A 22,333-nucleotide genomic window follows, 5' to 3' on the forward strand; every position below is an offset into this window, starting at 1 on the left:
GCTAGGCCACGCTCTCAGGTGTACGGTGAAGTGGGGTCGGGTGGATGCCAGCGGCAATCATCTGCGGAGGTGGTCCCACGCGTATGGATCTGCTTGGAGGCCCATACCAAGGTCGTCCCGGATCCAGTTGATGACATCATCGCGCATTATGTTCGGGAAGTTGACTCTGTACGACGGGGCGCCATGGATTAGATCGATCCCGTAATCAATCCGGAAGCGCTGTGGAATGATGGGGCCGCTGCCGCCATAGTAAACGAAGTCGCGGGATGCAAGTACACGGTCAGCTTTTGTGTCCCGCTCAATGTGACCTGGGTTGGGTGTTCCATCGGCAAAGCTGTGCCGCGAGTCTGCTTGCTGCCAAATGCCATTCGAGTCACGATGGTAGATGTTGTCGCCGTAAGCCATCTTTAGGCTGCCGCGGAAGCTGGGGCGCTTACGGGCGAAGCGGCTGTCATTCCAGTAGTCGTCGAAGGCGAAGATCTCCTCGACCCGCATGGCATAGACCAATCGGTTACCTAGGCCGTTCTCTCGCGAGCCAGTGCCAACGATCCAGTCCCCGATGCCAGCTCGGGCGCGGATGTCTTGTTTACACGTCGCAAGGGTGCACCATCCGTAGAAGGGGTTGGGTGCGAAGCCGATGTCGTATCGCACAACGTAGCTATAGAGCCTCACGCCAACTCAGCAGCCAATCCGGCTGATTGTGCGCGCCGACGCATCGCTTCCGTTGGGTGCCTGCCAATTGTTCTCGCCGTTTAATGCTCGGATGATGGCATCGGCTCTCCAAGCGACTACAGCGTCAGCGTGGCGCTCGAGCGGCTCAGGCAAGTCACACCCGTGGGCGTTTGGCGCCCATACGCCGATGATGCGTTTATCGGGGTGCCGATTTGCGTACTCGATCTCCCAGTCGACCCAGTGGTGCTTCTTCGTATCAGGTGAGACAATTACTACTATCTTGCCCGCCCACTGAATGCGCTCCGCGAGAAGGCTCTTGATGTAGTCGGGGTCCTTTGCCCTGTTGGGCGTTTCCGACGTCACTGACGAGTCGCGGACGTTGGCGCCCTGCCGCTTGAGTAGATCCTTGAGCCCCGCCACTAGGGCGTCGTCCTCGTGGCGGTGGCTGATGAATACGTTGTGCTGGTTCGACATGTGCATCCTCTCCTGGCTAGAAGAGGGTAGCGGATGGGTGCGACACTTCCTCGCCTCTAGATTGAAGGCTGCGCCGACACCTGGTCGGCTTGACGTACCGGAGAGGAGTGGCGCCGGGCGATTCCCCGTGGCTAGGTGTCCTGGGCGGATTCATACTCTACGAGAGCCTGGACGGGCGTGAGTTGCTCGGACCACTTCGGACGGCGTCATTTCGGCTCTTCGAACTTGAGCGGGGTTCGCGGGTGAGTCGACCCGAGCGTGAAGGGCTCGCAGCCCGTCACTGATCATCCGAGTGTCTAGTTCGGATGGTCAAAGTGAAGAGCTGCGAGCATGGTCAACGATACGACTCGGCTGCTGGGCCTGGACGGCCTGGTCGCTGGGCGGCTCGAGGTGGACGTCACCGGCGTCCCGGTGGTGGACCTGTCCACCGGCTGTGAGCAGGCACGATGCTGCCCGCAATGCGGGCAGCGGGCGCTGAAGGTGAAGCAATGGACCACAACCCGGCCACGGGACCTGCCAGTCGGAGGCCGGACGGTACGGCTGCGCTGGCGCAAACGTCGCTGGTACTGCCCGACGCCAGGCTGTCCGCGTAAGTCGTTCACCGAGCAGGTCGCGCAGGTCCCGGCCCGTGCCCGGCTGACCACCCGGCTGCGGCAGGCGGCCGGGGGGGGGGGGGGGGGGCGGTCGCCGACGCGGGGTCGCACGATCGTGCAGGCCGCCAGGGACCACGGCATCTCCTGGCCGGTCGTCGCTGCCGCGTTCACCGCCCACGTGAGCGCGGTGTTGCCGGCCGAGCCGGAGCCGGTCGCGGTGCTGGGCATCGACGAGGTGCGTCGCGGTAAGCCGCACTGGATCTGGGATGAGCAGGCCGGTTCGTGGACCACGACCGCGGACCGGTGGCACGTCGGCTTCTGCGATCTGTCCGGTGGTCAGGGCCTGCTGGCGCAGGTCGAAGGTCGTAGCACAGCGGCGGTGACCGGCTGGCTGACCGCCCGCCCTCAGGCCTCGCGTGAGCAGGTGAAGGCGGTGGCGATCGACATGTGCACCGTGTTCAAGTCCGCGATCCGGCAGGTGTTACCGCACGCGGTGCTGGTCGTCGACCACTTCCACATCGTGCAAGTGCGCCGTGAGGCGCTGTGTTTCCGAGAGGGGTGCAAGGACCCTACGTCGGGCTGTCGCAGCAGTTCGGTGACGACCTTGCGCTGCACGATGGAGAAGTAGATCTCCACTTGGTTCAGCCAGCTGGCGTGCAGCGGGGTGTGCACCATGGTCGCGGTGGGCCACGCAAGCAAAGACGGATACGAAGACTCGTTCCTGCCCAGCGGCCACACCGCCGGCACCGCCGAGGAAGCCCTCGACTGCGCCTGCGGCCTCTACCTCAACGACCCCACCGCCTGGACCCAACCCCCGACGAATTAACGCCGAGCAGCACTTAGCCCCAGGAGGCGACGTGGCCGCCTTCCTAGCCGTTCGGTCAGGATGGGAGCGCTGGTAAGTCGTCAAGTTGTCACTGCCGTCGGGAAAGAACGCGAGCGACCAAGAGGGCCGGCAAAGAGCCCAGGCATGCCACCGTCATCCAGGTAGCCCACACCTGCCTGAGCCATGGAGGCGCGAGGTCTGGGTTCTGGGAGAAGAACCCGATCGTCGTGGCACCGACAAGGCACATCAGCAAGGGTGTCAGGAGGATCGCCAAGCTGACAGGGCCTGAAGGCTTCAGCGCGGGTTGCGACCCCCACGCATCGGGCGCAGCCGTGGTGGCTGGCGTGAACAGGCGCGCGGATGGAGGCGGATCGGTTGAGGCCTTGGCTTCGGCTATTGGTTCTTCGGAAGGTCGAGGGTATTGGGTGCTGAGGCGCCAGGCGCTGGGGTTCACAGCGGCCATGGAGCCGTCGAGTGAGTAGACGAACAGAGCGATGTCGTGTTCGTCGGCGTACGTGACAGCAGTTGAGGTGTAGTTGCTGCCGGTGAAGAAGATCAGCTGCTTATGGATGGCATGGCCACGGGCACCGAACAGCAGCTGCAGCGCGGGCCGGCCGACAGCGATCGCCTGGTACTTGACCTGAGCGAGTGCGTCCGAGGCATGGACGTCGATCCCGCCATCGGCGCCTCCCGGTTTCGCCTGTGCATCTCGGTAGCCCCAGTACCGCATCCAGGCGGCGGCGTTGTGCTCGGCATCCTGCCACGTCTGGATCTGCCGGGGGGCCGGGCGTTGCGGCCCGCTGCCCGTGCTGTTCACGGCCGGCAGTATGGCAGGAAGCAGGTTGTGCCACACGTCGAGGTCAGCCGGCCCGCCAGTGGTATTCATCGAGAGCCGCTACCCGCTGAGGTAGGTGTATCCATAATGACGCTTTGGTAGGTGTCGCGGGTCAGGGTGGTGGTGGAGTGGCCGAGTTGTTCGGAGACGACTTTGACGTCGACTCCGGCACTGAGGGCGATCGTGGCCGCGCTGTGGGGCAGGTCGTGCAGGCGGATCGGGGGCAGCCCGCCTTGGCGTACCAGGCGGCGGAACCGTTGGGTGACCGCGTTGGGATGCCAGCCGTGACCGTCAGGACGGACGAAGAACAACCCGGTGTGTGGCCATGAGTCGCCGACGGCGAGCCGCCACTGGGTACCCGGGCCCGGTACTTGCACGAGCAGTTCGAGCTGACGCTCGCCGGAATCACCGCCCCGCACAGCGGTTAGCCCATCGATCTCCCGCAGACCGTCGGCGTCTGCCAGTCTGCGGGTGGTTGCGTACGCAGTTCGAGCCTGGCCTAACGGTCCCACCGATCGGCGTTGGGCTGGGCAAGTAGCCGCACGTGGTCGTGCAACTCGGCCGACGCGTCGGTCTCCCGCAGTGCGGCCGGCGCGTGTTGTAGCACCCACAGCGACAGCGCGGGGCACCACGTGTCCTCGTTGTGCCAGCTCGGCCAGGGGAGCGACGTCTGTCGCTCGTCAGGCGCCGCCCGCCGCATCCATGTCAATAACTGTCAGTGCTGAGGTGGATACTGCAAGCCACTGGTGGTGTCCCTGCCGGAGACCCTGCGCCGGCACGCCACCCGCCCTGAGGTCAGCGAGTTCACTGCCGAGAACATGACCAGTTGGTACAGCGCGCACGACATCCTCGGCTGGCCCGGCGAACTCGTCATCGACGAGACCGGCGGCAGTAGACCGCCGGAACGGCTGGACAATCCGCGGGCCGTCTACAACGGATGGCAGGCCGGCGTAGATCCGACTCGCCGGCAGTCGACGCAGATTGAGGAGGAGCGCAGATGGATTCCATCGTTCGAGGGGTTCGGCGAGGCGCCCGTCGAGTGGGCGCAGCGTTGACCGCCACGGTGATGGCCGCCGCCGTGATCGTCGCCTTTCAGCAGCCGGCACACGCGGACAGCGTCTGGGCCATGGGCGGGTCCGTGATAATCAACGTCCAAACCGGTGCTAAGAACACCAGCAACGGCACCCAGTGGGTCAGTTCGATTTACATCCAGACTGGAACCGCCGCCAAGATGTCCTACGGATGCGGCAAGTTCGAAGCCTGGACCCAGGGCTTCTACGCCCAGGCCGAGCGCTGTGAGACCGGGTACTGGACGATCAATCGCTGGGTGGGGACCGGCAACTACGTCTGTGGGGCGTTCGACGACTTCGACGGGTGGCCCCGGCAGATTGCCTGTATCGCGATCCGTGTGTGACCTGCGGTGCTGCACGGTGGTTCAGCGTTGGCTGGACCACCGGCGGTACGCTGGTGTCACCGGTCGTGATTGCACAGTTACGACAAGGGTTGCTGGTCTTGGCCCTGGTGGTGCCATACGTACAGCAGGGAGCGGTCATGCCTCGCCCGGAACGGCCCCTCTACCCGGATCTGGACCCACTGCACGCGTTCGCACAACGGCTACGAGATGCCCGGCGCGAGGCCGGCAACCCCAAGTACGACGCCATGGCCCGCCAGACGGGCCGGTCGAGCACCGCGTTGTCCGAGGCAGCCGGCGGTGATCACCTGCCGACGTGGGAGACGGTGGTTGCCTACGTGTCGTCCTGCCGGCAGGACCCCAACGCGTATCGGTTGGAGTGGGAGCGGAACCGGGACCTTCGGGACGGGACGACGGCGCCGCCACGGTCCAGCGAACTCGCCCGCTTGTCGAATCTGCCGCGGCGACCAGCCGGCGTGTTTCTCGGCCGAAGCAGGGCCCTGGACGCCCTGCACCGGCTTCTTGAGCCCAGTGGTCAGCGAGTGGGTGCCGCGGTGTACGGGTTGGGTGGTGTCGGCAAGACCGAACTGGCCCTTCAGTACGTGGAGAGGAACCGCTCCCGATACGCGCCGCTGTGGTGGGTGACCGCCGACACCGAGGAAAACCTGACCAAGGGACTCGCCGAGTTCGCCCGCACCGTCCAGCCGGACTGGCCGGCCTCGGGAAGCGCCGCTGACGCTGCGGCGTGGGCTCTGCGCTGGTTCGCGTCCCACGACGACTGGCTTCTCGTCCTGGACAACGTGACCGAGCCGGGCACGGTGGCGGCCACGCTCGCCGCCGCCGTCCGCGGTCGGGTCATCGTGACGAGCCGTCGCGAGTTGGACTGGGACGCGCTGGCGCTGGCGCCCCTGCGGCTCGACGTGCTGCGGCGGGAAGACAGCGTCAACGTGATCCTCGAGCGGTCGACGCGCCACGGCGAACGGGCCGAGATCGAGCAGCTGGCGGCCGACCTGGCAGATCTGCCGCTGGCGCTCACGCACGCCGGGGCCTATCTAGTGGAGCGCGGCCACGTCACGGCGGCGGAGTACCAGCGGCGGCTCGCCGAGCAGCCGACCGCGGTGCTCGGGGTACGCGCGTTGGCTCACCCGGCAGACGCCCCGGTCGCCCGTACGTGGCTGGTGACGATCGAGGCGATGCGGGCTGACGACCCGCTCTCCGTCGCATTGCTGGATGTGATGGCGTATTTCGCGCCGGAAGCGGTGCCCGTCGAGGTCCTCAGCCGGGCGGGCGGGGATGCCGTCGCGGTCGACGATGCGCTCGCCGTGGCTGCCTCGTACAGCCTCATCGCCCGCTCGGGGCCGGAGGTCAGCGTGCACCGCCTCGTGCAGACCGTGATCCGAGCGCACCACACCGGAAGTGGACACCGCGCAGCCGCCGTCGACCTTCTGCTGGCCGCCCTCCCCACGGGAGATCCGGAAAGCTCGGTCAAATCGTGGCCGCGGTGGGGCCGACTGGTCCCGCACATCGAAGCGCTTGCCGGCCTGCTGCGCATGCTGCCGAGCCTGCCGGACGATCTCGTCGTGCGTGCCGCCGAGCTGTTCGGCCTGTGCGCCCTGTATCAGCGGGGACAGGGCAGGTACTCCTCCGCGCTCGCGCTGCTGCGACAGGCCGCGGACGCTCTGAACCGAATCCTCGGCCCGGAGCGTCCCGACACGGTCACTGCCATGTACCGGCTCGCCGGCGGACTGTGGTCCGCGGGAAGGTATGCCGAGGCGATGCAGTTGGGGGAGTCCACCTGGCACGCCCGCCGCCGCCTGCTCGGCCCGGACCATCCAGACACCCTCGCCAACGCCAGTTATGTGGCGCTCGGATACCGCGAAACCGGCCGGTACGAGGAAGCCCTCACGCTCACCGCTTCGACACTCGCCGCCCGCGAACGGGTCCTCGGCGCAGACCACCCGGAGACGCTGCAGTCCCGCAACAACCTCGCAGGGTGTTACCGAGCCCTCGGCAAGCACGACGATGCGCTGGCGCTGTACGAGTCGACGCTGGGCAGCCGTCTCCTGGTGCTAGGCCCCACCCATCCCGACACGCTGCAGTCCCAGCACAACCTTGCTGGCGGATACCTGGCTGTCGGCCGCAGCGAGGACGCTGTCACCTGCTACGAGGCGACGCTGGCGAGCAGGAGAAGCATCCTCGGCTCGGAACATCCTGACACACTGCACACCCAGCACCTGCTGGCCGGCGCCTACGAGAAGATCGGCCGCACCGCGGATGCCGACACCATGTACCAGGCGACGCTGCGAAGCCGTCGTCGGTTGCTGGGCCCCGCCCACCCGGACACCCGCAGGTCCGAAGCAGCCCTGGCACAGGCTCGCGGCGCGGCCGCTGGCGATCCCACTTCAGCAATCGGGAACGACCACGTTCAGGAACCCGGACACCGCCCCGAGCCACTGCGCGGGCCGTGACCGGTGCAGGCAGTGCCCACCGTCCAGCTCGATGAACCGCTCGACACCGACAAGAGCCCGCACCGTCGTGCGCCCTTCGCGGAGCGCACCGCCCACCGGCGGGGTGAGCACCAGCACGGGTACTGCGGCGGCGGCGACCAGCGCGGGCAGGTCCCAGCGCAGCCCCGGCCCGAGAAGCGCGCTCAGCCCGTCAACATCCGCAGCGAGGTACCCGTCGACGGTGTGGGCGACGTCGTGGTGGGACCAGTCGGGATGCTGTAGGCGAATGCGACGGGCCGCGGCGTTGCGATCGCCCCGCACCATTCCCACATCCCGTCGCAGGTCAGTCCGGCGTCGTGCCGGGTCGGTACCGGCGCCGTCCGGCGGGTCCTCCAGCACCAGGGCCTCGGCCCGATCCGCGAGCATGAGCCCGACGACGGCACCGAGACTGTGGCCGACCAGCACGTCCACCCGCTGCGGGATCAGGGCAGCCGTCAACGCTACGAAATCAGCGACGCCATCCGATGCCCGCAGCCGTGGCCCAGCGCCATGCCCAGGCAGGTCCACTGCAGTCGTCCACCAACCGGCGGCGGCCAAGGCCGGGCCGATTCGCCACCATGTCGCCGACGAGGCCATCGCGCCGTGCAGCAGCACCGCCGTGCCCCGCGGTTGGCGCGCCGGCTTCCAGATCAGGGTCATCCGCCATGATCGGAACGGCAACGGGTTGTCCGCCGGTGACGGCGGCTTACCCGCGTAATCCGCCGTCCGGCACGGACAACCGACGGGGCCCGTAGAACCGGAACCATGACATTCACGCGCCTTCTCATCCGGGCTCTCCTACCGATCCTCGTCCTCGCCCTGATGCCGGCGCCGGCCTTCGCTTCGAGCCTCGCTGCGGAGGACGGTGCGCGGGTGCAGTGGGTCGCCCTCGGCGACAGCTTCTCAGCCGGCGTCGGCGGCATGGCGGCCGGGCAACCACCCTGCCTGCGCGAACCCGACGAGTCGTACGCGGGGCGGGCACGCCGGATCATGGAACATCACGGGTACGGGGTGGCGTTCGTCCACGCCGCCTGTAGCGGTGCACGGACCGCGGATGTTCGCACCGGTCAGATCGCCACGGTCACTCGCGCGGACCTGGTCACCATGACGATCGGCGGTAACGACGCCGGATTCGCCACCTGGCTCACCCACTGCCTCGCCCTCGGTGGCTGCCCGTCCAGCGACACCGTCGACTGGGACGCTTTCTACCGCCAGCTCGTCGCCACCTACGTTGCGGTCCGCGTTGCAATGCCGGCCAGCGGGCGCCTCTACGTGCTCACCTACCCGGTGTTCTACGCCGACCCGGCAGGCTGGACCGAACGCCAGTGCCCGAAAGAGGGGTACGGCGTGCACCTGGTCGCCCGCCGCGCCAACGAATCCTCGGTCCGGCTCGGCGATACCACCTACTGGGCCGTCCGAGAGGCGAACCGGCAGGTCGCCGTGCACGGCCGACCCGGCGACATCGCCTTCGTGGACGTCCGACCTCCGATACGCGAGGAACACCTTGACGGCCGCATGCGCCGCATCGCCTACGACCCCACCGGTGTCTGCTCGACCACACCGGAGGCGATCCAAAGCATGAACGGCCTCGTCTCGGGCAGCGGCGGCCAACTCAGCGATGCCTTCCACCCGAGCAGTACCGGCTATCTCACCATGGCCGGCACCCTCTGGAACCACATGCGGGGCAACTTCCCGAGCCGCAGTTGACCCCTCGTCTCCGAACCCCGACGCACCCGGGCTCTGCCAGCTCGAACGCAATCACGCCAGTGAAGGACAGCACCATGCAACGACGCACCCGAACCCGACGAGTCGGCCTCTCCGCTCTGCTCGTCACGCCAACGATCCTCGTCGGGCTCACCGCCCCGGCGAACGCCGCCACCGTCCTGAACCGCTTCGAGCGCAGCTGCTACTTCAGCTGCAGCCCGTGGGTCCAGGTCAACGGACCCTACAACGCCTCGGTCGGCAGCGACTGCGTCACCAGATCCTGGACCGGCACCACGACCGTCCGCAAGCCATGGCCCGGCGCCCGGTGCTGACGAACGATCCCGCGCCCGCAACTCATCACCACCGCCGTCGTCCCGTTACACCCGCCGGCCGTCGCGAACGGCCCAACCCAGAAGGAGCAGTGATGTCCCCTCGAAGCACGTGGCGTTCCCTCCGCGCGATCGGCACCGCCGTCATCGCCGCCATCACCCTGATCCTCTTTTCGGCCGCCACCCCGGCGTCGGCGGCAACCGCACGTAGTTCGGTGTGGGTCGGGTCGCCGATCAACGGTAATTGGGCGGTGTGGGACAGCGCCTGCAACGGCGCGATATACCCCTCCAGCGCATGCAGCTGGCCCACCGTCCACCACACCTTCCGCAACGGCATGCCCTACGCCGGGGACTGGAGCGTCGACCTCGGCGTGAGCGCCGGCCAGGACGTGCTGCTGTACGCAGCGCCAAACGAGACCTGGCGCACGATCAGCGCCAAGGTCGAGACCGTGGTCCTGGCCTGCGCGGCCCGCAGCGGCGAGACGTACGAGCAGACGCGTGCCCGCGGCGGCAACGCCGTCGTCGTCGGCCTGTACGAGGGCAGTAGCCGCATCGGCTGGGTCACCTACACCCACGTCAACCCGACCGTCGGCGCCGGGCAATGGATCGGCCGGTGGGACACCCGCGTCGGCACGGTCGGGAACTACACCTCGAACAGCTGCTGGACCGGGGTTCACCTGCACGTCGAAATGACCAACGAGACGAACTACTCCTGCTTCAACCGGGGCTGGGGCTCGGGACAGGCCATGAGCCGGACCAACTTCATCGGCTTCCTCGGCGGCGCATACCGTACCGCCCCGCGCCAGGCCTGCCCGTAACAGCTTCGGTACCTACCGCCGAGAACGCCGTGGGGCTTGCCGAAAGGAAGCCTCACGGCACGGCAACGTCGCCCACGGCGGCCCGCGCGCCGCCGATCGGGTGTTGCGGAGCGGCGTGGACCGGCCAAGCCCGCTTTCGAGGCGTTGGGTCGGCGGGTTTTCTACGATGCCGTAGCCGATCAACCCGGCTAACAGCAATGCCAAAAGACCGAGTCGCGTCATGGCGAATCCACGCCGTTGACCCGGCGGGCCGCGATGAACGCCGGCTCGCCGTCTCTGTGAGTGATTCGTGCGTGACGTGAATGTGAGCCACGCTTGGCCACCAGACGGACCAGCCGACGGAACTGGGCAGGCGTCAGCCCGGTGAACGGAAAGATCCACTCCTGACGCACCGCCCAGATCACCTGCACCCCGACATCCTCGACGAACGTCCTCAACAGACAGTCGTCGGGGTTACGAGACGTCGCTTAGCTACCGAGTGCCGTCACCGTCTTCGCCAAACGCAACGGCCTCCCGCCCATCTTCAAAGTCCACGCCCCTCTCGCGGAAGACGTCCAACGGCCGATGGCCTTCCTCCAGCATGCCGCGTACCATCATTTCCGCCACGTCCACGCTCCGGAATTCATTCTGCGGAAATTCCATGAGGCGCTTGATGGTAATACCCTCGTACGAGACGTCCAGATCTCCAACTCGGACATAATCCATTGCTCGTTCGAAGCAGCTGTCGGCCCAGTTGGGGAATTCTTTGAGCGCGGTGAGGACGTAGAGCATGTCACCATCACATCGCCTCAGAATCCGCTCCAGCGTTCGGTAGTCGATAATTGTTCCTCGGTCAGCAAAGAACGCACCTGCGTTGTCTGATGTAGCCACGACAGTCCAGATCAGCATGGCAAACTCGTCAAAGTCCGGTATTCCGGCCCGAGGTAGTTGGTTGCATAGGAAATCGACGCCTTCATCTGATCCGAGAAACGCGGTTATGCGTTCAACCTGCCCGAAGGACTTGGCAATACTGTCAGGCTCCAGGACCCTGAGCTGATCCTTTGCCCAGCTAGGCGGTAGCGGGGCTTTCACCTCACAAGCAAGAACTGCATAACCAAGCGTTCGCTCTTCCGAGATGACCAGCAAGTCGATATCTGGGAGCTCTGCACTGTAGGTAGCCAGGGGGGTATTCGTGCGTACCCGGAAGCCGGCGCCCTCGAAGCTGTTACCTAGGCGCCGCACAAGGGATTCCCCGATCTGGCCACTAAAACTTCGCAAGAACACTTGCGGATCGCGGAGCGCCACAAGCCTCAGGAAGCTGATATATCCTTCCCATACGGCGAAGTGGTGCGGCAGCATGAGAATTTCGTCGGTCTCGGGAAGATGATACAAGGAGAAGTAGACCGGATTGAGGCGCTTTCGGCGCGCCGTCGAGCCGTATGCAATGTCGGTCACTACTTGTCTCGCGGTAGCCGCGGGAACACTTGGCGCCGACGCTTCGAGGTCGCTCACGAGTATGTCTAGCGGCATCGACAATGCGCCTCGCGCACCATTCGCGTCCGAATGGTAGCGATGATAAAGCGCCTTTGCGAGCAGCGCTCTATACACCGCGACAAAATCTCGATAAGTGTACTCGCCGACCGTCACCGTCGAGTCGGAGATAAGATCGAAGTACAGCCGGACCTTCTGTTGCACCTCGGCTTCGATGAGTTCTGCCGCTTCAAGCACCTCCGGTGTTAACTCGAACTCGGGTTGCCCGCGCAGGAGCTCCTTTGTTTTTTCCGCACGAGTCTTGTCGGAAAATGCCTCCATCGATTCCACAAACCAACTGTTGGAGGAAATGAAGAACTGTCGAGGAAGCGACGCGTCCGCGAAACGGATCTCGATACGACCTGCGTCAAAAGTCCACGACACGGTACCCGGAGCGTTGTAAGTGTAGTAGAACAGGTCGCGCAAATGATGGTATCGGCTGGCGAACTCCAGGTCGGACACCAGCGTGGCGATGTCGATTTCAGCCCCCGGTGACCTGCCGATCAGCGTCGGAGCGAGGATCTGGAGGCCATGCGAGAGGTGCGCACCGAGCTCGGGGTGCTCGGCGCTCGCATGCTCAACGATGTTGGCGGCGAGACGCAGGGCTTCTGTCCCGCCCGATTGCATTACTGGTCGTGCAGCCAGAGCTTGGTCTAACTGACGCTCGAAGTCTCGGACTTGGGGATCGGGTGGGCCAGTCAAGGTTTGTCTCCTTGGGCGCAGCATCCTGGAGACCAAATTGAGCAACTCTGGTCGTAGTGGATGCCAGTCTATAGCAACAGATTGCAACCTGTTCAGAGAATTTCGAGTCACCAAGCTGATCCATTGTGGACGCTGGTGAGGGCGCCGATGCCCTGCTTGTGTCGGTGGATAGGCTCGGCGGCGGACAACCCGTGATCCATGATCGGATCGGCGTACTCAACTCCGCAGTTTCGCGAACCGGCCGGCGCTGGACGCCTCACGCGGCATGACGTTTCTCAAAGCTTGCGCGCAGGTCGGCGGCCAGATGCGTGCGGCTGGGCGGTGGCTGGAGGGTCAGCGTGTCGGCGGACGACCGGTGGTGAAATCCTCGAGGACGTTACCGGGTACCGGGTACTGGGTATCGGGGCACCCTCCGTGCACGCCCGTGCCGGTGCGACGCCGTCATTCGGGCTGCGTGTCCTCGGGATTTTCCAGGGTCAGGACCGTCATATCCAGCAGACGCTGGTAGTAGGACGCCTCGTAGCCGTCCAGGGCTGGAATCGCGCGGTTGAGCTTCTGTTCGCAATCCGCGAGAACGCCCCACCGCCGGTCGTCGATGCGGCCCCCGTTCTTCAGCCACATGCTGACACAACCCGAGACGTTGGAATCAAGGCTTACCATCTCGACACCATTTACATCGGTGACTACCAGCCGGCGCGGAAAGGCAGCCTGCCGGTGTTCCTCGTAGAGCTCGGCCACGGTACGGAAGAGTTCGTCCAGCAAGGAGTGACCCTCCGATCATCGGCCCTGCGAGTGTCCACCCTAGTGCACGCTCATCGGCATGTCCGTACGTTCCTCCGGACGCAAGCGGTCACGATCCGTAACGCTCGGATCGCGGCTAGATGAGCGCACTCAATCTTGTTTCTGCCAGGGCGTCCTGTGTTCGGGCTGGCTGGTTCAGGCGTTCGTGGGTGGCAGATCCGTCGCGTGTTCCGGCTTACCCCGGACTGTCCGGCCTCCGTAGATCGCCGGTAGGGCTTCAAGCTTCGCATCCCACTGCTGCAGGTAGTGCTCCACGCCCTCGACGGTGCGGGGTATGCCAAGCCAGTCGCGGGCGGCGTCGCGGATCTTGCAAATGGCGATCGTCTCGGCGTTGGCGCCGTAGTCGACGGGGTAGGCGTCCACGATGTCGAACAACAGGCCGAAGTTGCCGTACAGCTTGCCGACGCACCATAGGTGCTCAAAGGCGGTGGCTCGATCAGCGCCCCCATCAGCTTCAGGAGTACGTCCACAGGGTCTTCGCCGCTGTCCAGAATCCGGTACATGTAGGTGTCGATGATCTGCGGTCACCGCCGCCATCTTGCTCCCGTAGCTACGATGGCGGCGCCCACCGAGCATCGAAAGGGAGCAACGCCTTGGGATCAGGCCGTAGTAGTCGAGCCCGAGGGTGGCTTCGGTACCTGCCCACAGTCCTCTACCTCGTCGGTGGCGTAGCGGCACTGCTGGTCTCGTGGCGGCTGTATCCGACCGCCTCGCCGCCGTCGCGCCCGTCCCCTGCCGTCGCCGCCATCGGCTCCGATCGGGCAGTCAGCACGGCAAGGCTGACGATTCAGGCGCCGCTCGGCCGGCCCGGCGACGTCGTGATCACCGTGACCGGGACGAGCGACTCGAAGGACCCCGGCGGCACGGCTGACGTGTTCGTGGTCCTGCCGGACGTCCTCCTCGTTCCGGGCCTGGCCGCCGAGGTGCAGTGCGATCCCGGCTGCACGCATGCGAACGAGTTCGGCCAGGGCGCCACGATGGCGCGGACTCGGTTTGAACTCAAGCCTGCCTGGAAGTCCGCCAACGACGGAACGACTACGTTCACCGCTGGCGTCGACGTCCCCCGCAGCGTCCTGGCCGCCGGCCGTGATCCCGCGGCCACCGTGCTGGAGTTGCCGGGCATGAACTGCAGCAGAGTAGCCTGCCGTGGCTCGGTCCCGCTGCTGGTAGTGACCGAGGATACGCCGATCGCGGCGGGAGCGATGGCGCGGGTGAACTTCCGCGACCCGACGCTAATGGGCTATCAATGGAGTTCGGCGCTCTCGCCGTACACGGAGGCGGACGTCGGCCTGACGTTCAACTATCCGATCGTGGAGGAACCGAAGCTCGGCTACCTGGCCCTGTACTCCGCCGATGGCGCCAACATCGACCAGGAGCGCCGTGTCCAGTACGACACGTTTGTAGCCGGCGCCGTGGTCGGCGTCGCGGGCGCGCTGCTGCTGGGCGCCGTCCAGGACGCCGTGACGGTAACCCGCGACCGCGACCCGCGCGGCCTGGAGAGTGAAAGCACCAGGAAACGTCCGAAGACGGCAAAACGCTAGCCCGGTATTCCGCAGCTGGCTAATTCTCAACACCGGGATAAGACATGCCATGCCGCAGGCGGTCCTAGGTGTGCTCGTCCCACGGCAATGCATTCGACATGTGATCAGGTCAGGAGCGGTGTTCCGACCGTATCGAACAATGGCCCTCCGCGAGAATCTTGGTCGCCTCGCTCGGCGAGGCGCATGGCCAGCGCCTCGGCCATCGGGTGCGCTGATCTCGCAGATCCGCGCCGTCTTGCGGCATGACCAAGAGCGGCCCGATCACCCGCACGACTCAGGGGTGACCGGCGAACCCGCGGTCTGGCGGGCCGCCACCGCCATCCCCGACAGCGCGTGGCGGAAAGCGAAACGGGTGAACGGCGCCCAGGCCCACCGGCCGTGGGTGCCGTCTCTGACCCCGTGTCGGTGGGTCGGCGATGAGCTGGAGCGGTCGCCCCGCTCGGCGCACTGGCGAATTGAGCGGCGATCCCTGAACGGCTGTTGCTGCGACGGCCGGCAACGCACGACCTGTGCCTGGATGGGCAGGCAGCAGCTGGTCCGCTCCGACGACACACTCACCATGAAGTGCCTCAACATGCAGGAACAGGGGCTCATCTGCAGCGTGGGCGGCGGCAGGGCGCAGTGCGCCGACCTTCTTCGCACCACGGCGGGTGAGGCCGTCGCCGGCATCATGATCACGGCGCCTCCGATGCAGGGTCGGCGAGGCAGCGGGCCGATCCACCACCGTGGTGGGCGGGGCTGCTGGGCGTCGATGGTCATGCGGTGCGGCGCTCGGAGCAGAGGCCGGCCGCAGCTTGTCAACCGTGGCGCGCTGGTCAGGGGACGGGCGGTCGTTGGCCTCACGCCCGAGACGCTCTGCGCGACAGGGCCCACAGTTGTGGGCTGGCGATCCGCGGTGCTGGGGACACTGCCGAGCCCGGGCGTCGGCTGGTGAGGCGATGCCGCTTCGTGGGCGCGCGCGTGTTTGGTTATGGATGGTTAAGGACGGTTCGTCGGACGTGTGCGTCCGGTCGTTCGGACGTGTACGTCCGGCCGTTTGGACGTGTGCGTCCGGCCGGTGGATAACCGGGGGGACGTGGACGTCCTCCCGGTTATCCACAGGGTTGTGGATGTCGGTGGGGCGGCCGGGTTGCGGTTCGGCGGACGGGTCGAGGCTTGCCGGTAGTGGGCGGCGGCGGTGCGTCGCGAGGTCCCATGCGACGGGCCGGCGGTCCGCGGGCAGGGACGCCGTGTGGCGTTGGTCGCCGCGGCGGATGAGGCCGAGGCGTTCCAGCTCGTCCAGGTCGCGGCGCACGGATCGTACGGTCTTGCGGGCGTAGTGGGCGAGGCGTTCCTGGGAGGGGAACGCGGCGCGGCCGGCGGCGTCGGCGTGGTTGGCCAGGCCGATGAGCACGGCGAGGCACTGTGGTGGAACGTCGGGGGCGTGGCTGAGCGCCCAGGAGACAGCTTCAATACTCATGGCGGGGTGGAATCTCCGATGTTTGTCGGTGGTTCAGAGGGCGGAGCCCGCCACCCGGAGCGTGCGTGCGGCTCACGGGCGGCGGTCGCAGGTGCGGCATAGCGGGCCGAGCAGCAGTTCCCCTGCTCGGCCCTGCAGCCGCCTGGCGGCCGCGCTTGGTGGCGGCGTTGAGGCATCGACAGGCCCTACAGCCGGGTAAGCGCAAACACAGCGACGTGTGGCGGGTTCGGTGACGGGCCGGTGTCCCGCCTGACGTCACCGCGTGTGGTGGCCGGGCCGTCAGGCGGCACTCGGTGTGGGCAGTAGCCGGTGTGGGGGTGCCAGCGGTCGTGTGGGCTGGAACCAGTCGGCGTACCGCGCGGCAGTGGCCGGGGTGGTGACGTGCGTCCGACCGCGTGCGGATGGTCGGGGACGGGTCGCCGTCTGGTAGGCGCGGCGGGCGTCGCGTGCCGGCGGGCACGGGTACGGCTGGCCGGCGCAGCGCAGGTTCGCGCAGCGGTCGGGACGATGGGCGTGGGGGAGGTGAGCGGAAGCGACGTCGGTGGCGAGCAGCCACAGCGGCACGTCGGTGACGGTGGGGGGTATGCGGTGGCGGTGCGGCTGGTTCATCGGTAGTCCCCTTCGCGGGCGGTGTCGGCCTGGGTGGCCGCCACCCCTGCCAGCGCTGTGGGGATGTGCGCTGTCGGGTACGCCGGGGTGGCGGCCGGGACGAGTGACGCTCGACTTTGCGCCTAGATCAAGTCGCCGACCGGCTCCTGGGATCAGCTGCCACCAGCCACAGGCGGCCGGGCGCCAGGATCGGCATGGAGGCAGCCGTCGGCGGGCTGTGTTGACGGCAGCCGCCGGCCCGTTGCCGGGGCGGGTGGGTGGCGTCGCCGTGGCGCTGCGGACGTCAATGCGAGGGACGTCGGCTGTGGTCGTCACTAGCCGGGGCCTGGGTATACGGCTGCGGTGACGTCGAGCTCTCCGGGGTCGGCGTTGTCGCGTTCGCGGCCGTCCCACTCGATACGGGCCTCAAGTTCGGCGCCGGTGAGGGCGGTCTCGACGGCGGTTTCGGCGGTGTCGAAGGCGTCCTCACGGCAGGTGGCCGTCACCTCGGTGACCACGGCCAAGGTGAGGCGGACCTGCCAGCGGCGCGACAGCAGCGGCAGGTCTACGGCGTCCAGGACGTGGTTGGCGGCGTCGACGTCGATGTCGTGCGAGCTGACCGCGTCGCGTAGCGCGTGCCACACGCGGCTGCGCAGCTGCGGCAGCGATTCCGCGGGCACGGTCGGCGGCTGCGTCTGCGGGTCGGTGTGGTGCTCGTCCAAATAGGCCTGGATTTGAATGGTCAGCTCGTCGACCTGCCCAGCGCGGTCATCGCTGCCGGCGTCCGCGCAGGCCTCACCCCGACCGAGCGGTGCGTCGCACTCCTCGCCGCCGTCCGCGACGGGCGGCTCGTCGCCCGCCCCTCGTTCTTCCAACTTCAAGCCGTGCGCAAGGCCCGCAGTGCCGGCACCCCACTGCACCTGATCACACACGAAGACGTGTTGATCTTCCACCGGCCGCAGAAGTCCGCGAGTTCGGCTGAACCCAAGTGGCCGCCAGGCGAATCCGGGTGTCCTGAGGGGACATCAGGCCATGCGGACACAGGCTTGAGGTGCCCTCCCCGTCCACAGCGCGGGCTGGACCAAGAGAATAAAAATACGACAGGATCGATGGTCCATAGTTGATACACCCGTGGGGAGTGTTCTAGTGGATCAGGGCGAAGAGATCGGCCTGGCAGCCGCGCTCGGTGCGATCAGGAGCGAGCTGTCCCGGGCGATGGCGGCGGCCAGGGCGGAGGACGGGCCGGTGCGACTGGAGGTCACCTCGCTCGAACTCGAACTGCAGACCACCCTGACCCGGTCCGGTGACCTCGACGGCGGGATCCGGGTCCATGTGATCTCGGCCGGAGCGAAGCGTTCGCACTCGCAGAGTGAGGTGCAGACGCTCAAGATCCAGCTCGACGCTCGGACCGCTGAGGGCCGCCCGGTGCAGACCAGCGACCAGTTGCGCCGGCTGCCCCGGTGAGACCGTGGATCCCTCGCCCAGCGGGCTGAACCCGCGCCGGGTGGCGCGGGTTCTGGGCCGCACTCCCGACACGGAGGATATCGAGCTAGCCACCGGCTACCGCATCTCTCGTCACCTCGTGATCACTGCCGCCCACGCCACCGACCGGCCACAACTGAGCGTGGACCTCGCCGGTGACGGCCGCTACCGGGACGTCGTCCGGGTCTGGCACGACAGCGCCCTCGACCTCGCCCTGCTGCGCTTCACCGAGCCGCCACCCGATCCGGTGTCTCCGGTGCGGTTGGGCCGGGTGAACCGAAACGCCGTGACGGTCGTGAGCGGCGACGTCCTCGGCTACCCCAAGCATCTCGACATCAACGCGGGGTCGGACGACTATCTGCGGGGCCGAGCCCACGAGCCATGCGAGATCCGGACCGCGGAGACAGGCGAGCCGGGCACCCTGCGGGTCCGGTTGGCCAGCACCCCCACGCCGTCGCCGGACCCCGAGGACAGCCCCTGGAAGGGGATGTCCGGCGCCGCCTTGATCACGAGAGCGTCCGGACTGCTGGTCGGCGTGTTCCACAGCCACCTGACCGCGTCCGGCGTCAGCACGCACGAGGTCATCGAGCTGGCGGCGGTCAACGACCCGAGCTGGGAGCGCCTGCTCGCGGACGAGGGCATCCGCCCCCGGCCCTGGCCGGTCCCACCCGACAACTGGAACCAGCTCCGCCGGGACCTGGAGCCGCACTGGATCCACGCGGACTCCCTGGCGGCCAAGGGTGAGGGGCCGGCCGGTCCGGTCACCTTTGTCGATCCGGGCGACCACTCGAGCAAGCCGGACCGGATCCTGGCGACCCTCGCCGAGTGTGCCGACGGACGCCAGCCGGCCAGCGGTGTACTGATCCACGGGCGGCCGGGGACCGGCAAGAGCAGGCTCTGCCTCGAGGTCGCGGCCCTCGCCGACCAGCGGGACTGGTTCGTGGTCCATCTGCTGCGCGGCAAACCGGTGGACCTGGCCTGGGAGAGTGTCCGGGGGATGACGCGACGGGTGCTGATCGTTGTGGACGACGTCCGGTCCAGCACGGAGACGGCCGACGACAACCTGTATGAGATCCAGCAGGACGCACTGTCCAGGGGCCTCCAGCTGGCGGTGCTGACCACCGCGCCGACCCGGGAGACGGAGAGCTGGCCGCCCCAGCTCTGGGACAGCTTCGAGCGGGTCCCGATCCGCGACGACGACCAGTACCACCGGCTGATCCTCGACGAGGTGGTCCTTGCGCTCGCCCCCCACGCCGTCGAGCGAGCCGGGGCGCCGCATGTCACGCGGATCAGCGCCGGCGTGCCGGCGGTCGCCGCCCTGCTCGCCCGGTGGTACGACGCGCAGGCCAAAGCCGGCCGAGACATTCGTGCCGCCGTCCCGGTGGGTGCGGCCGGCATCAGTGGCTGGCTACGGCGAGTGCTGGACAGCGAGGAGCTGTCGACGCGCCGCTCGGGTCCGTCCCGCCCGCTGGGCGACCCCGACGGCCGGCTCTTCGCTGTCGCCTACGCGGCCGCCACCACCCCCCGGCCGCTGCCCGAGATGCTGACCTACCTCCAAGTCGAAGACGAGATCCGTACCGCAGACGGGTTCGTGTGGTCACCCCAGGAACTGATCGACACCCTGTGCCGGGCCGGAATCCTGACCCAGAGCCCGGACGGACTGCGGGTGACCCACCACCTCCTCGCCGACGAGATCCTGCATCAGGTGCTCTTCGAGCCCAACTCGTCGGCGCTGCGTCGGAAATGGCTGCCCAAGCTCCTGGACAGCGGGTTCGGTGGGCACCGGGCGCTGGCCAACCTCGTCCGTGCCGTGGACCGGCTGCGCGAGGCCGTCGACCGCGAAGCGGCGGAGGCACTCGCCGCCGGGGTGGACCGATGGTGTGAGCAGACGGCCACGGGTCTCGGGCGATACCTCGCCGACGAACCCGACGGCGACACGTTGCGGCTGCTGCTGCGACGCGCCACCTGGGTGCCGGCGGTGCGCCGGTTGGCGGACCGGATCGCCAGGCCCTGGCTCGAGCGGAACGTCGACCAGCCGGGGGCCAGGGAGACGTACGTGGCAGCGGCGCTCGACCTGGCACCGGACGTGGTGTACCCGCCGCTGCTCGCCTGGCTCAGCCGACACGGCACGCTCCTCTCCGCTGGCGCTGTCTTCCATCGGATCAAGGTGCCCAGCGACGTCGATCCGGCCGTGCGCCTGCGCATGGCCAAGTACGGCGTCGACTGGCTCGCCCAGCACGCCGACGAACGCGAAGCCTCCCGAGTTCTGCAGCCCCTGCTCGAACTCGGCCGAGGAATCGGCCTGCCACCCGGCCACCCGGCCGCCCGCCCGCTGGCCGCGGCAGCGCTGCGCTGGCTACGACGTCATCCGGCCGACCCCTGGGCTGGTTACGTGGCGAGCCGGCTGGTGCTGCGTCCCGAGCTCACCGGGGAGGCTCTCGCCCGCACGGCCCGGTACCTGCTGGACACGGTCGCCCAGCGCGCCCCGCACGAGGCGAGCTTCTCCTACGGGCCCGTGCTCCAGCGCCACCGCAGGCGCCGGGACCTGCCGCCGTCCCTGTTCAGGGACGCCGTGAAGGATTCCCTGGAGTGGCTGGCGCACCCCGCCGGCCACGGCCTGCAGCCTGGGGCATCGTATGTCCTGAAGCGGCTGGTCGCTCCCGACCTGCCCGGCCGTAACGACCTGCCCCGTGCGGTCCACCTGGCGCTGCGGTGGCTGGAGCACAACGACGACTCGCCGGAGGCGGGGCAGCTACTGGAACGTCTGCTCACCTTCGCGCGGGAGGAGACCCGCGCCGACATCCGCCTCACCGCCGAGGAACGTGACGCGCTCGCGCGGCGCACCACCGCCTGGTTGGCCGCCCCTGCCGCGTTGCCATACAAGCGCACGAGCGTGCTGGGCGCGCTGCTGCACTCCGGGCTGCTCACCGAGCCCGACCAGTTCGAGCGATACGCCAAGCAGGCGCTGGTGCTCTGCGACCGGCATCTCGACGACAGCGTCGCCCGGGACCTGCTGGTGCCCCTGCTGAACCACGAGGCGCTTGCCCCCGACACCCGGATGCTCGCCATGGGGCTGCTGGCCGAGTTGATCCGGCGCCACCCCATCGGCGAACACACGAGCTATCCGCTCACCTCTGTCTTACGGCGGGCGGACCTCGCCGTCGAGGAGTACCGGTGGGCGCTCGACGCCACCCTCGGATGGCTGGAGGCGCACCCGAGGCAAGCCAGCGCCCATCGTCTCCTCGGCGCCGCTCTGGGGAATCGCTGGGCGGCCCCGGAAGACCGGCAGACGCTCGCCGAACGCGCAGTGGGGGCGCTCTCCGGCGAACTGTTGGCGACGGAGCGGGAGCACCGGGTGGTCAAGCATCTGCTGGCACACCGCGTCGAGGTGCAAGCTGCCTGGAACCGGTTCGTCGCCAGGTCGTGCGTCGTCCTCGGGGATTCCGGAATGCCGGCGGGGGCGAAACGGGCGCTGCGCCTGATGCTCAAGGGGTGCGGGCCGATCAGCGAAACCATCGCCGAGGAGCTGCAATTGACGTGCGTCGCCTGGTGCGCTGCGAACAGCCGTACGCGGGACGCCACCGAACTGCTCGGCACCGTGCTCGGCAGCCGCATCCTGCCGGACTCCGTGCGACGGGAGGCATCACAGGTGGCGGTCGAATGGATCAGACGCGACAGTTTGGACGACCCGGGCCTCGGCAAGCTGCTCGCCGAACTCTTCCGTCAGGGCGAACTGCCGGATCCGGCGATCGAGGACGCGGCGGTGAGTCTTGCCCTCGACATACTGGGTCGGGAAAGACCCAACACCTACTACCTCCCGCTGTTGCGCCAGGTCGCGGAGCGGCTGGCGGTGGAGGGAGCAGGCACGCGTTTCGTCCCGGAGTACACCGAGCGGACGCTGCGATACCTGGACGCCTGGCTGAACGGGAACCCGGACGCCCATCCCCGTACCCGCGAGGCCGTGACTGCCCGCCGACTCCGGTTGTCGCATCCGCCGCCGGTACCGCACCAGCGCCAACGCGGCACCGAGCACCACCGACCGTCGGGGCGCTGAGGGCCTTCCCTGGCGACAGGGCAGCGACATCGAATCGCCTCCCGCGGCA

General features: G+C 67.6%; 21 protein-coding genes and 3 pseudogenes. 12 read left to right on the forward strand and 12 right to left on the reverse strand.

Going from position 1 to position 22,333, the window contains the following annotated elements:
* Positions 1 to 57: 57 nt before the first annotated feature.
* Positions 58 to 672 (reverse strand): hypothetical protein, encoded by a 615-nt coding sequence (locus A6A27_RS17405; RefSeq protein WP_073835665.1) that lies wholly within the window; start codon positions 670 to 672, stop codon positions 58 to 60.
* 6 nt (positions 673 to 678) lie between these two features.
* The gene (locus tag A6A27_RS17410) at positions 679 to 1,146 is read right to left on the reverse strand and encodes a TIR domain-containing protein (RefSeq protein ID WP_073835714.1); all 468 of its coding nucleotides are present in this window, start codon (positions 1,144 to 1,146) and stop codon (positions 679 to 681) included.
* A gap of 330 nt (positions 1,147 to 1,476) precedes the next feature.
* Here A6A27_RS17410 and A6A27_RS17415 point away from each other — a divergent pair.
* Positions 1,477 to 2,283 (forward strand): annotated as a pseudogene (locus A6A27_RS17415) (transposase); the annotation flags it as partial.
* A gap of 138 nt (positions 2,284 to 2,421) precedes the next feature.
* Positions 2,422 to 2,565 (forward strand): hypothetical protein, encoded by a 144-nt coding sequence (locus tag A6A27_RS44260; RefSeq protein WP_158073995.1) that lies wholly within the window; start codon positions 2,422 to 2,424, stop codon positions 2,563 to 2,565.
* Between the two features lie 88 nt (positions 2,566 to 2,653).
* Here the strand turns inward: A6A27_RS44260 and A6A27_RS17420 are convergent, their stop codons facing one another.
* Together A6A27_RS17420 and A6A27_RS17425 are read right to left on the reverse strand one after the other, a co-directional pair.
* Positions 2,654 to 3,382, reverse strand: a complete 729-nt coding sequence (locus tag A6A27_RS17420) for a restriction endonuclease (RefSeq protein WP_198940344.1) — start codon at positions 3,380 to 3,382, stop codon at positions 2,654 to 2,656.
* A gap of 65 nt (positions 3,383 to 3,447) precedes the next feature.
* Positions 3,448 to 3,819: a tyrosine-type recombinase/integrase gene (locus tag A6A27_RS17425; RefSeq protein WP_241825309.1), complete on the reverse strand. Its 372-nt coding sequence runs from the start codon at positions 3,817 to 3,819 to the stop codon at positions 3,448 to 3,450.
* Positions 3,820 to 4,143: 324 nt separating this feature from the next.
* Between A6A27_RS17425 and A6A27_RS42230 the strand changes: the two are divergent.
* The 3 genes and pseudogenes from A6A27_RS42230 to fxsT form a co-directional block, all read left to right on the forward strand.
* A pseudogene (locus A6A27_RS42230) lies at positions 4,144 to 4,290 on the forward strand (kinase); the annotation flags it as partial.
* A gap of 149 nt (positions 4,291 to 4,439) precedes the next feature.
* Positions 4,440 to 4,814: a hypothetical protein gene (locus A6A27_RS17440; RefSeq protein WP_073835669.1), complete on the forward strand. Its 375-nt coding sequence runs from the start codon at positions 4,440 to 4,442 to the stop codon at positions 4,812 to 4,814.
* 137 nt (positions 4,815 to 4,951) lie between these two features.
* Positions 4,952 to 7,279 (forward strand): FxSxx-COOH system tetratricopeptide repeat protein, encoded by a 2,328-nt coding sequence (fxsT, locus tag A6A27_RS17445; protein WP_143194038.1) that lies wholly within the window; start codon positions 4,952 to 4,954, stop codon positions 7,277 to 7,279.
* Here fxsT and A6A27_RS17450 read toward each other — a convergent pair.
* On the reverse strand, positions 7,214 to 7,957 hold the full coding sequence (locus tag A6A27_RS17450; RefSeq protein WP_073835671.1) for an alpha/beta fold hydrolase: 744 nt from the start codon (positions 7,955 to 7,957) through the stop codon (positions 7,214 to 7,216). The genes fxsT and A6A27_RS17450 overlap by 66 nt on opposite strands.
* 105 nt (positions 7,958 to 8,062) lie before the next feature.
* Between A6A27_RS17450 and A6A27_RS17455 the strand changes: the two genes are divergently transcribed.
* From A6A27_RS17455 to A6A27_RS17465, 3 genes are all read left to right on the forward strand, one after another.
* On the forward strand, positions 8,063 to 9,004 hold the full coding sequence (locus A6A27_RS17455) for a GDSL-type esterase/lipase family protein (protein WP_073835672.1): 942 nt from the start codon (positions 8,063 to 8,065) through the stop codon (positions 9,002 to 9,004).
* A 74-nt stretch (positions 9,005 to 9,078) separates the two neighbouring features.
* Positions 9,079 to 9,333 (forward strand): hypothetical protein, encoded by a 255-nt coding sequence (locus A6A27_RS17460; RefSeq protein WP_143194039.1) that lies wholly within the window; start codon positions 9,079 to 9,081, stop codon positions 9,331 to 9,333.
* 92 nt (positions 9,334 to 9,425) lie between these two features.
* Positions 9,426 to 10,148 carry a hypothetical protein gene (locus A6A27_RS17465; RefSeq protein ID WP_073835674.1) on the forward strand — a complete coding sequence of 241 codons (723 nt, stop codon included), beginning with the start codon at positions 9,426 to 9,428 and terminating at the stop codon, positions 10,146 to 10,148.
* A 218-nt stretch (positions 10,149 to 10,366) separates the two neighbouring features.
* On the opposite strand, the gene A6A27_RS47515 is transcribed toward A6A27_RS17465, so the two are convergent.
* The 4 genes from A6A27_RS47515 to A6A27_RS17485 form a co-directional block, all read right to left on the reverse strand.
* Entirely contained in the window at positions 10,367 to 10,558 is a 192-nt protein-coding gene (locus tag A6A27_RS47515) for a hypothetical protein (protein ID WP_073835675.1), read from the reverse strand.
* A gap of 61 nt (positions 10,559 to 10,619) precedes the next feature.
* The gene (locus A6A27_RS17475; RefSeq protein WP_143194040.1) at positions 10,620 to 12,359 is read right to left on the reverse strand and encodes a hypothetical protein; all 1,740 of its coding nucleotides are present in this window, start codon (positions 12,357 to 12,359) and stop codon (positions 10,620 to 10,622) included.
* A gap of 441 nt (positions 12,360 to 12,800) precedes the next feature.
* On the reverse strand, positions 12,801 to 13,121 hold the full coding sequence (locus tag A6A27_RS17480) for a hypothetical protein (RefSeq protein WP_073835677.1): 321 nt from the start codon (positions 13,119 to 13,121) through the stop codon (positions 12,801 to 12,803).
* 174 nt (positions 13,122 to 13,295) lie between these two features.
* Positions 13,296 to 13,535 carry a hypothetical protein gene (locus A6A27_RS17485; protein ID WP_073835678.1) on the reverse strand — a complete coding sequence of 80 codons (240 nt, stop codon included), beginning with the start codon at positions 13,533 to 13,535 and terminating at the stop codon, positions 13,296 to 13,298.
* Between the two features lie 443 nt (positions 13,536 to 13,978).
* Here A6A27_RS17485 and A6A27_RS17490 point away from each other — a divergent pair, with 443 nt between their 5' ends.
* Positions 13,979 to 14,701: a hypothetical protein gene (locus A6A27_RS17490; protein ID WP_073835679.1), complete on the forward strand. Its 723-nt coding sequence runs from the start codon at positions 13,979 to 13,981 to the stop codon at positions 14,699 to 14,701.
* Between the two features lie 274 nt (positions 14,702 to 14,975).
* On the opposite strand, the gene A6A27_RS47520 is transcribed toward A6A27_RS17490, so the two are convergent.
* From A6A27_RS47520 to A6A27_RS17505, 3 genes are all read right to left on the reverse strand, one after another.
* Positions 14,976 to 16,160 (reverse strand): helix-turn-helix domain-containing protein, encoded by a 1,185-nt coding sequence (locus A6A27_RS47520; protein WP_083672658.1) that lies wholly within the window; start codon positions 16,158 to 16,160, stop codon positions 14,976 to 14,978.
* 279 nt (positions 16,161 to 16,439) lie between these two features.
* Positions 16,440 to 16,769 carry a hypothetical protein gene (locus A6A27_RS17500; RefSeq protein WP_073835681.1) on the reverse strand — a complete coding sequence of 110 codons (330 nt, stop codon included), beginning with the start codon at positions 16,767 to 16,769 and terminating at the stop codon, positions 16,440 to 16,442.
* 314 nt (positions 16,770 to 17,083) lie between these two features.
* On the reverse strand, positions 17,084 to 17,470 hold the full coding sequence (locus A6A27_RS17505) for a hypothetical protein (protein WP_073835682.1): 387 nt from the start codon (positions 17,468 to 17,470) through the stop codon (positions 17,084 to 17,086).
* A gap of 18 nt (positions 17,471 to 17,488) precedes the next feature.
* Here A6A27_RS17505 and A6A27_RS45955 point away from each other — a divergent pair.
* The 3 genes and pseudogenes from A6A27_RS45955 to A6A27_RS17520 all read left to right on the forward strand — a co-directional run.
* A pseudogene (locus A6A27_RS45955) lies at positions 17,489 to 17,872 on the forward strand (hypothetical protein); the annotation flags it as partial.
* 22 nt (positions 17,873 to 17,894) lie between these two features.
* The gene (locus tag A6A27_RS17515; protein WP_198940345.1) at positions 17,895 to 18,212 is read left to right on the forward strand and encodes a trypco2 family protein; all 318 of its coding nucleotides are present in this window, start codon (positions 17,895 to 17,897) and stop codon (positions 18,210 to 18,212) included.
* A 40-nt stretch (positions 18,213 to 18,252) separates the two neighbouring features.
* Positions 18,253 to 22,284, forward strand: a complete 4,032-nt coding sequence (locus A6A27_RS17520) for a trypsin-like peptidase domain-containing protein (protein ID WP_073835683.1) — start codon at positions 18,253 to 18,255, stop codon at positions 22,282 to 22,284.
* Positions 22,285 to 22,333: the final 49 nt, after the last annotated feature.

The sequence above is a fragment of the Micromonospora sp. CB01531 genome (genome assembly GCF_001905095.1).
In the GTDB taxonomy this organism is placed as follows: Bacteria; Actinomycetota; Actinomycetes; order Mycobacteriales; family Micromonosporaceae; genus Micromonospora.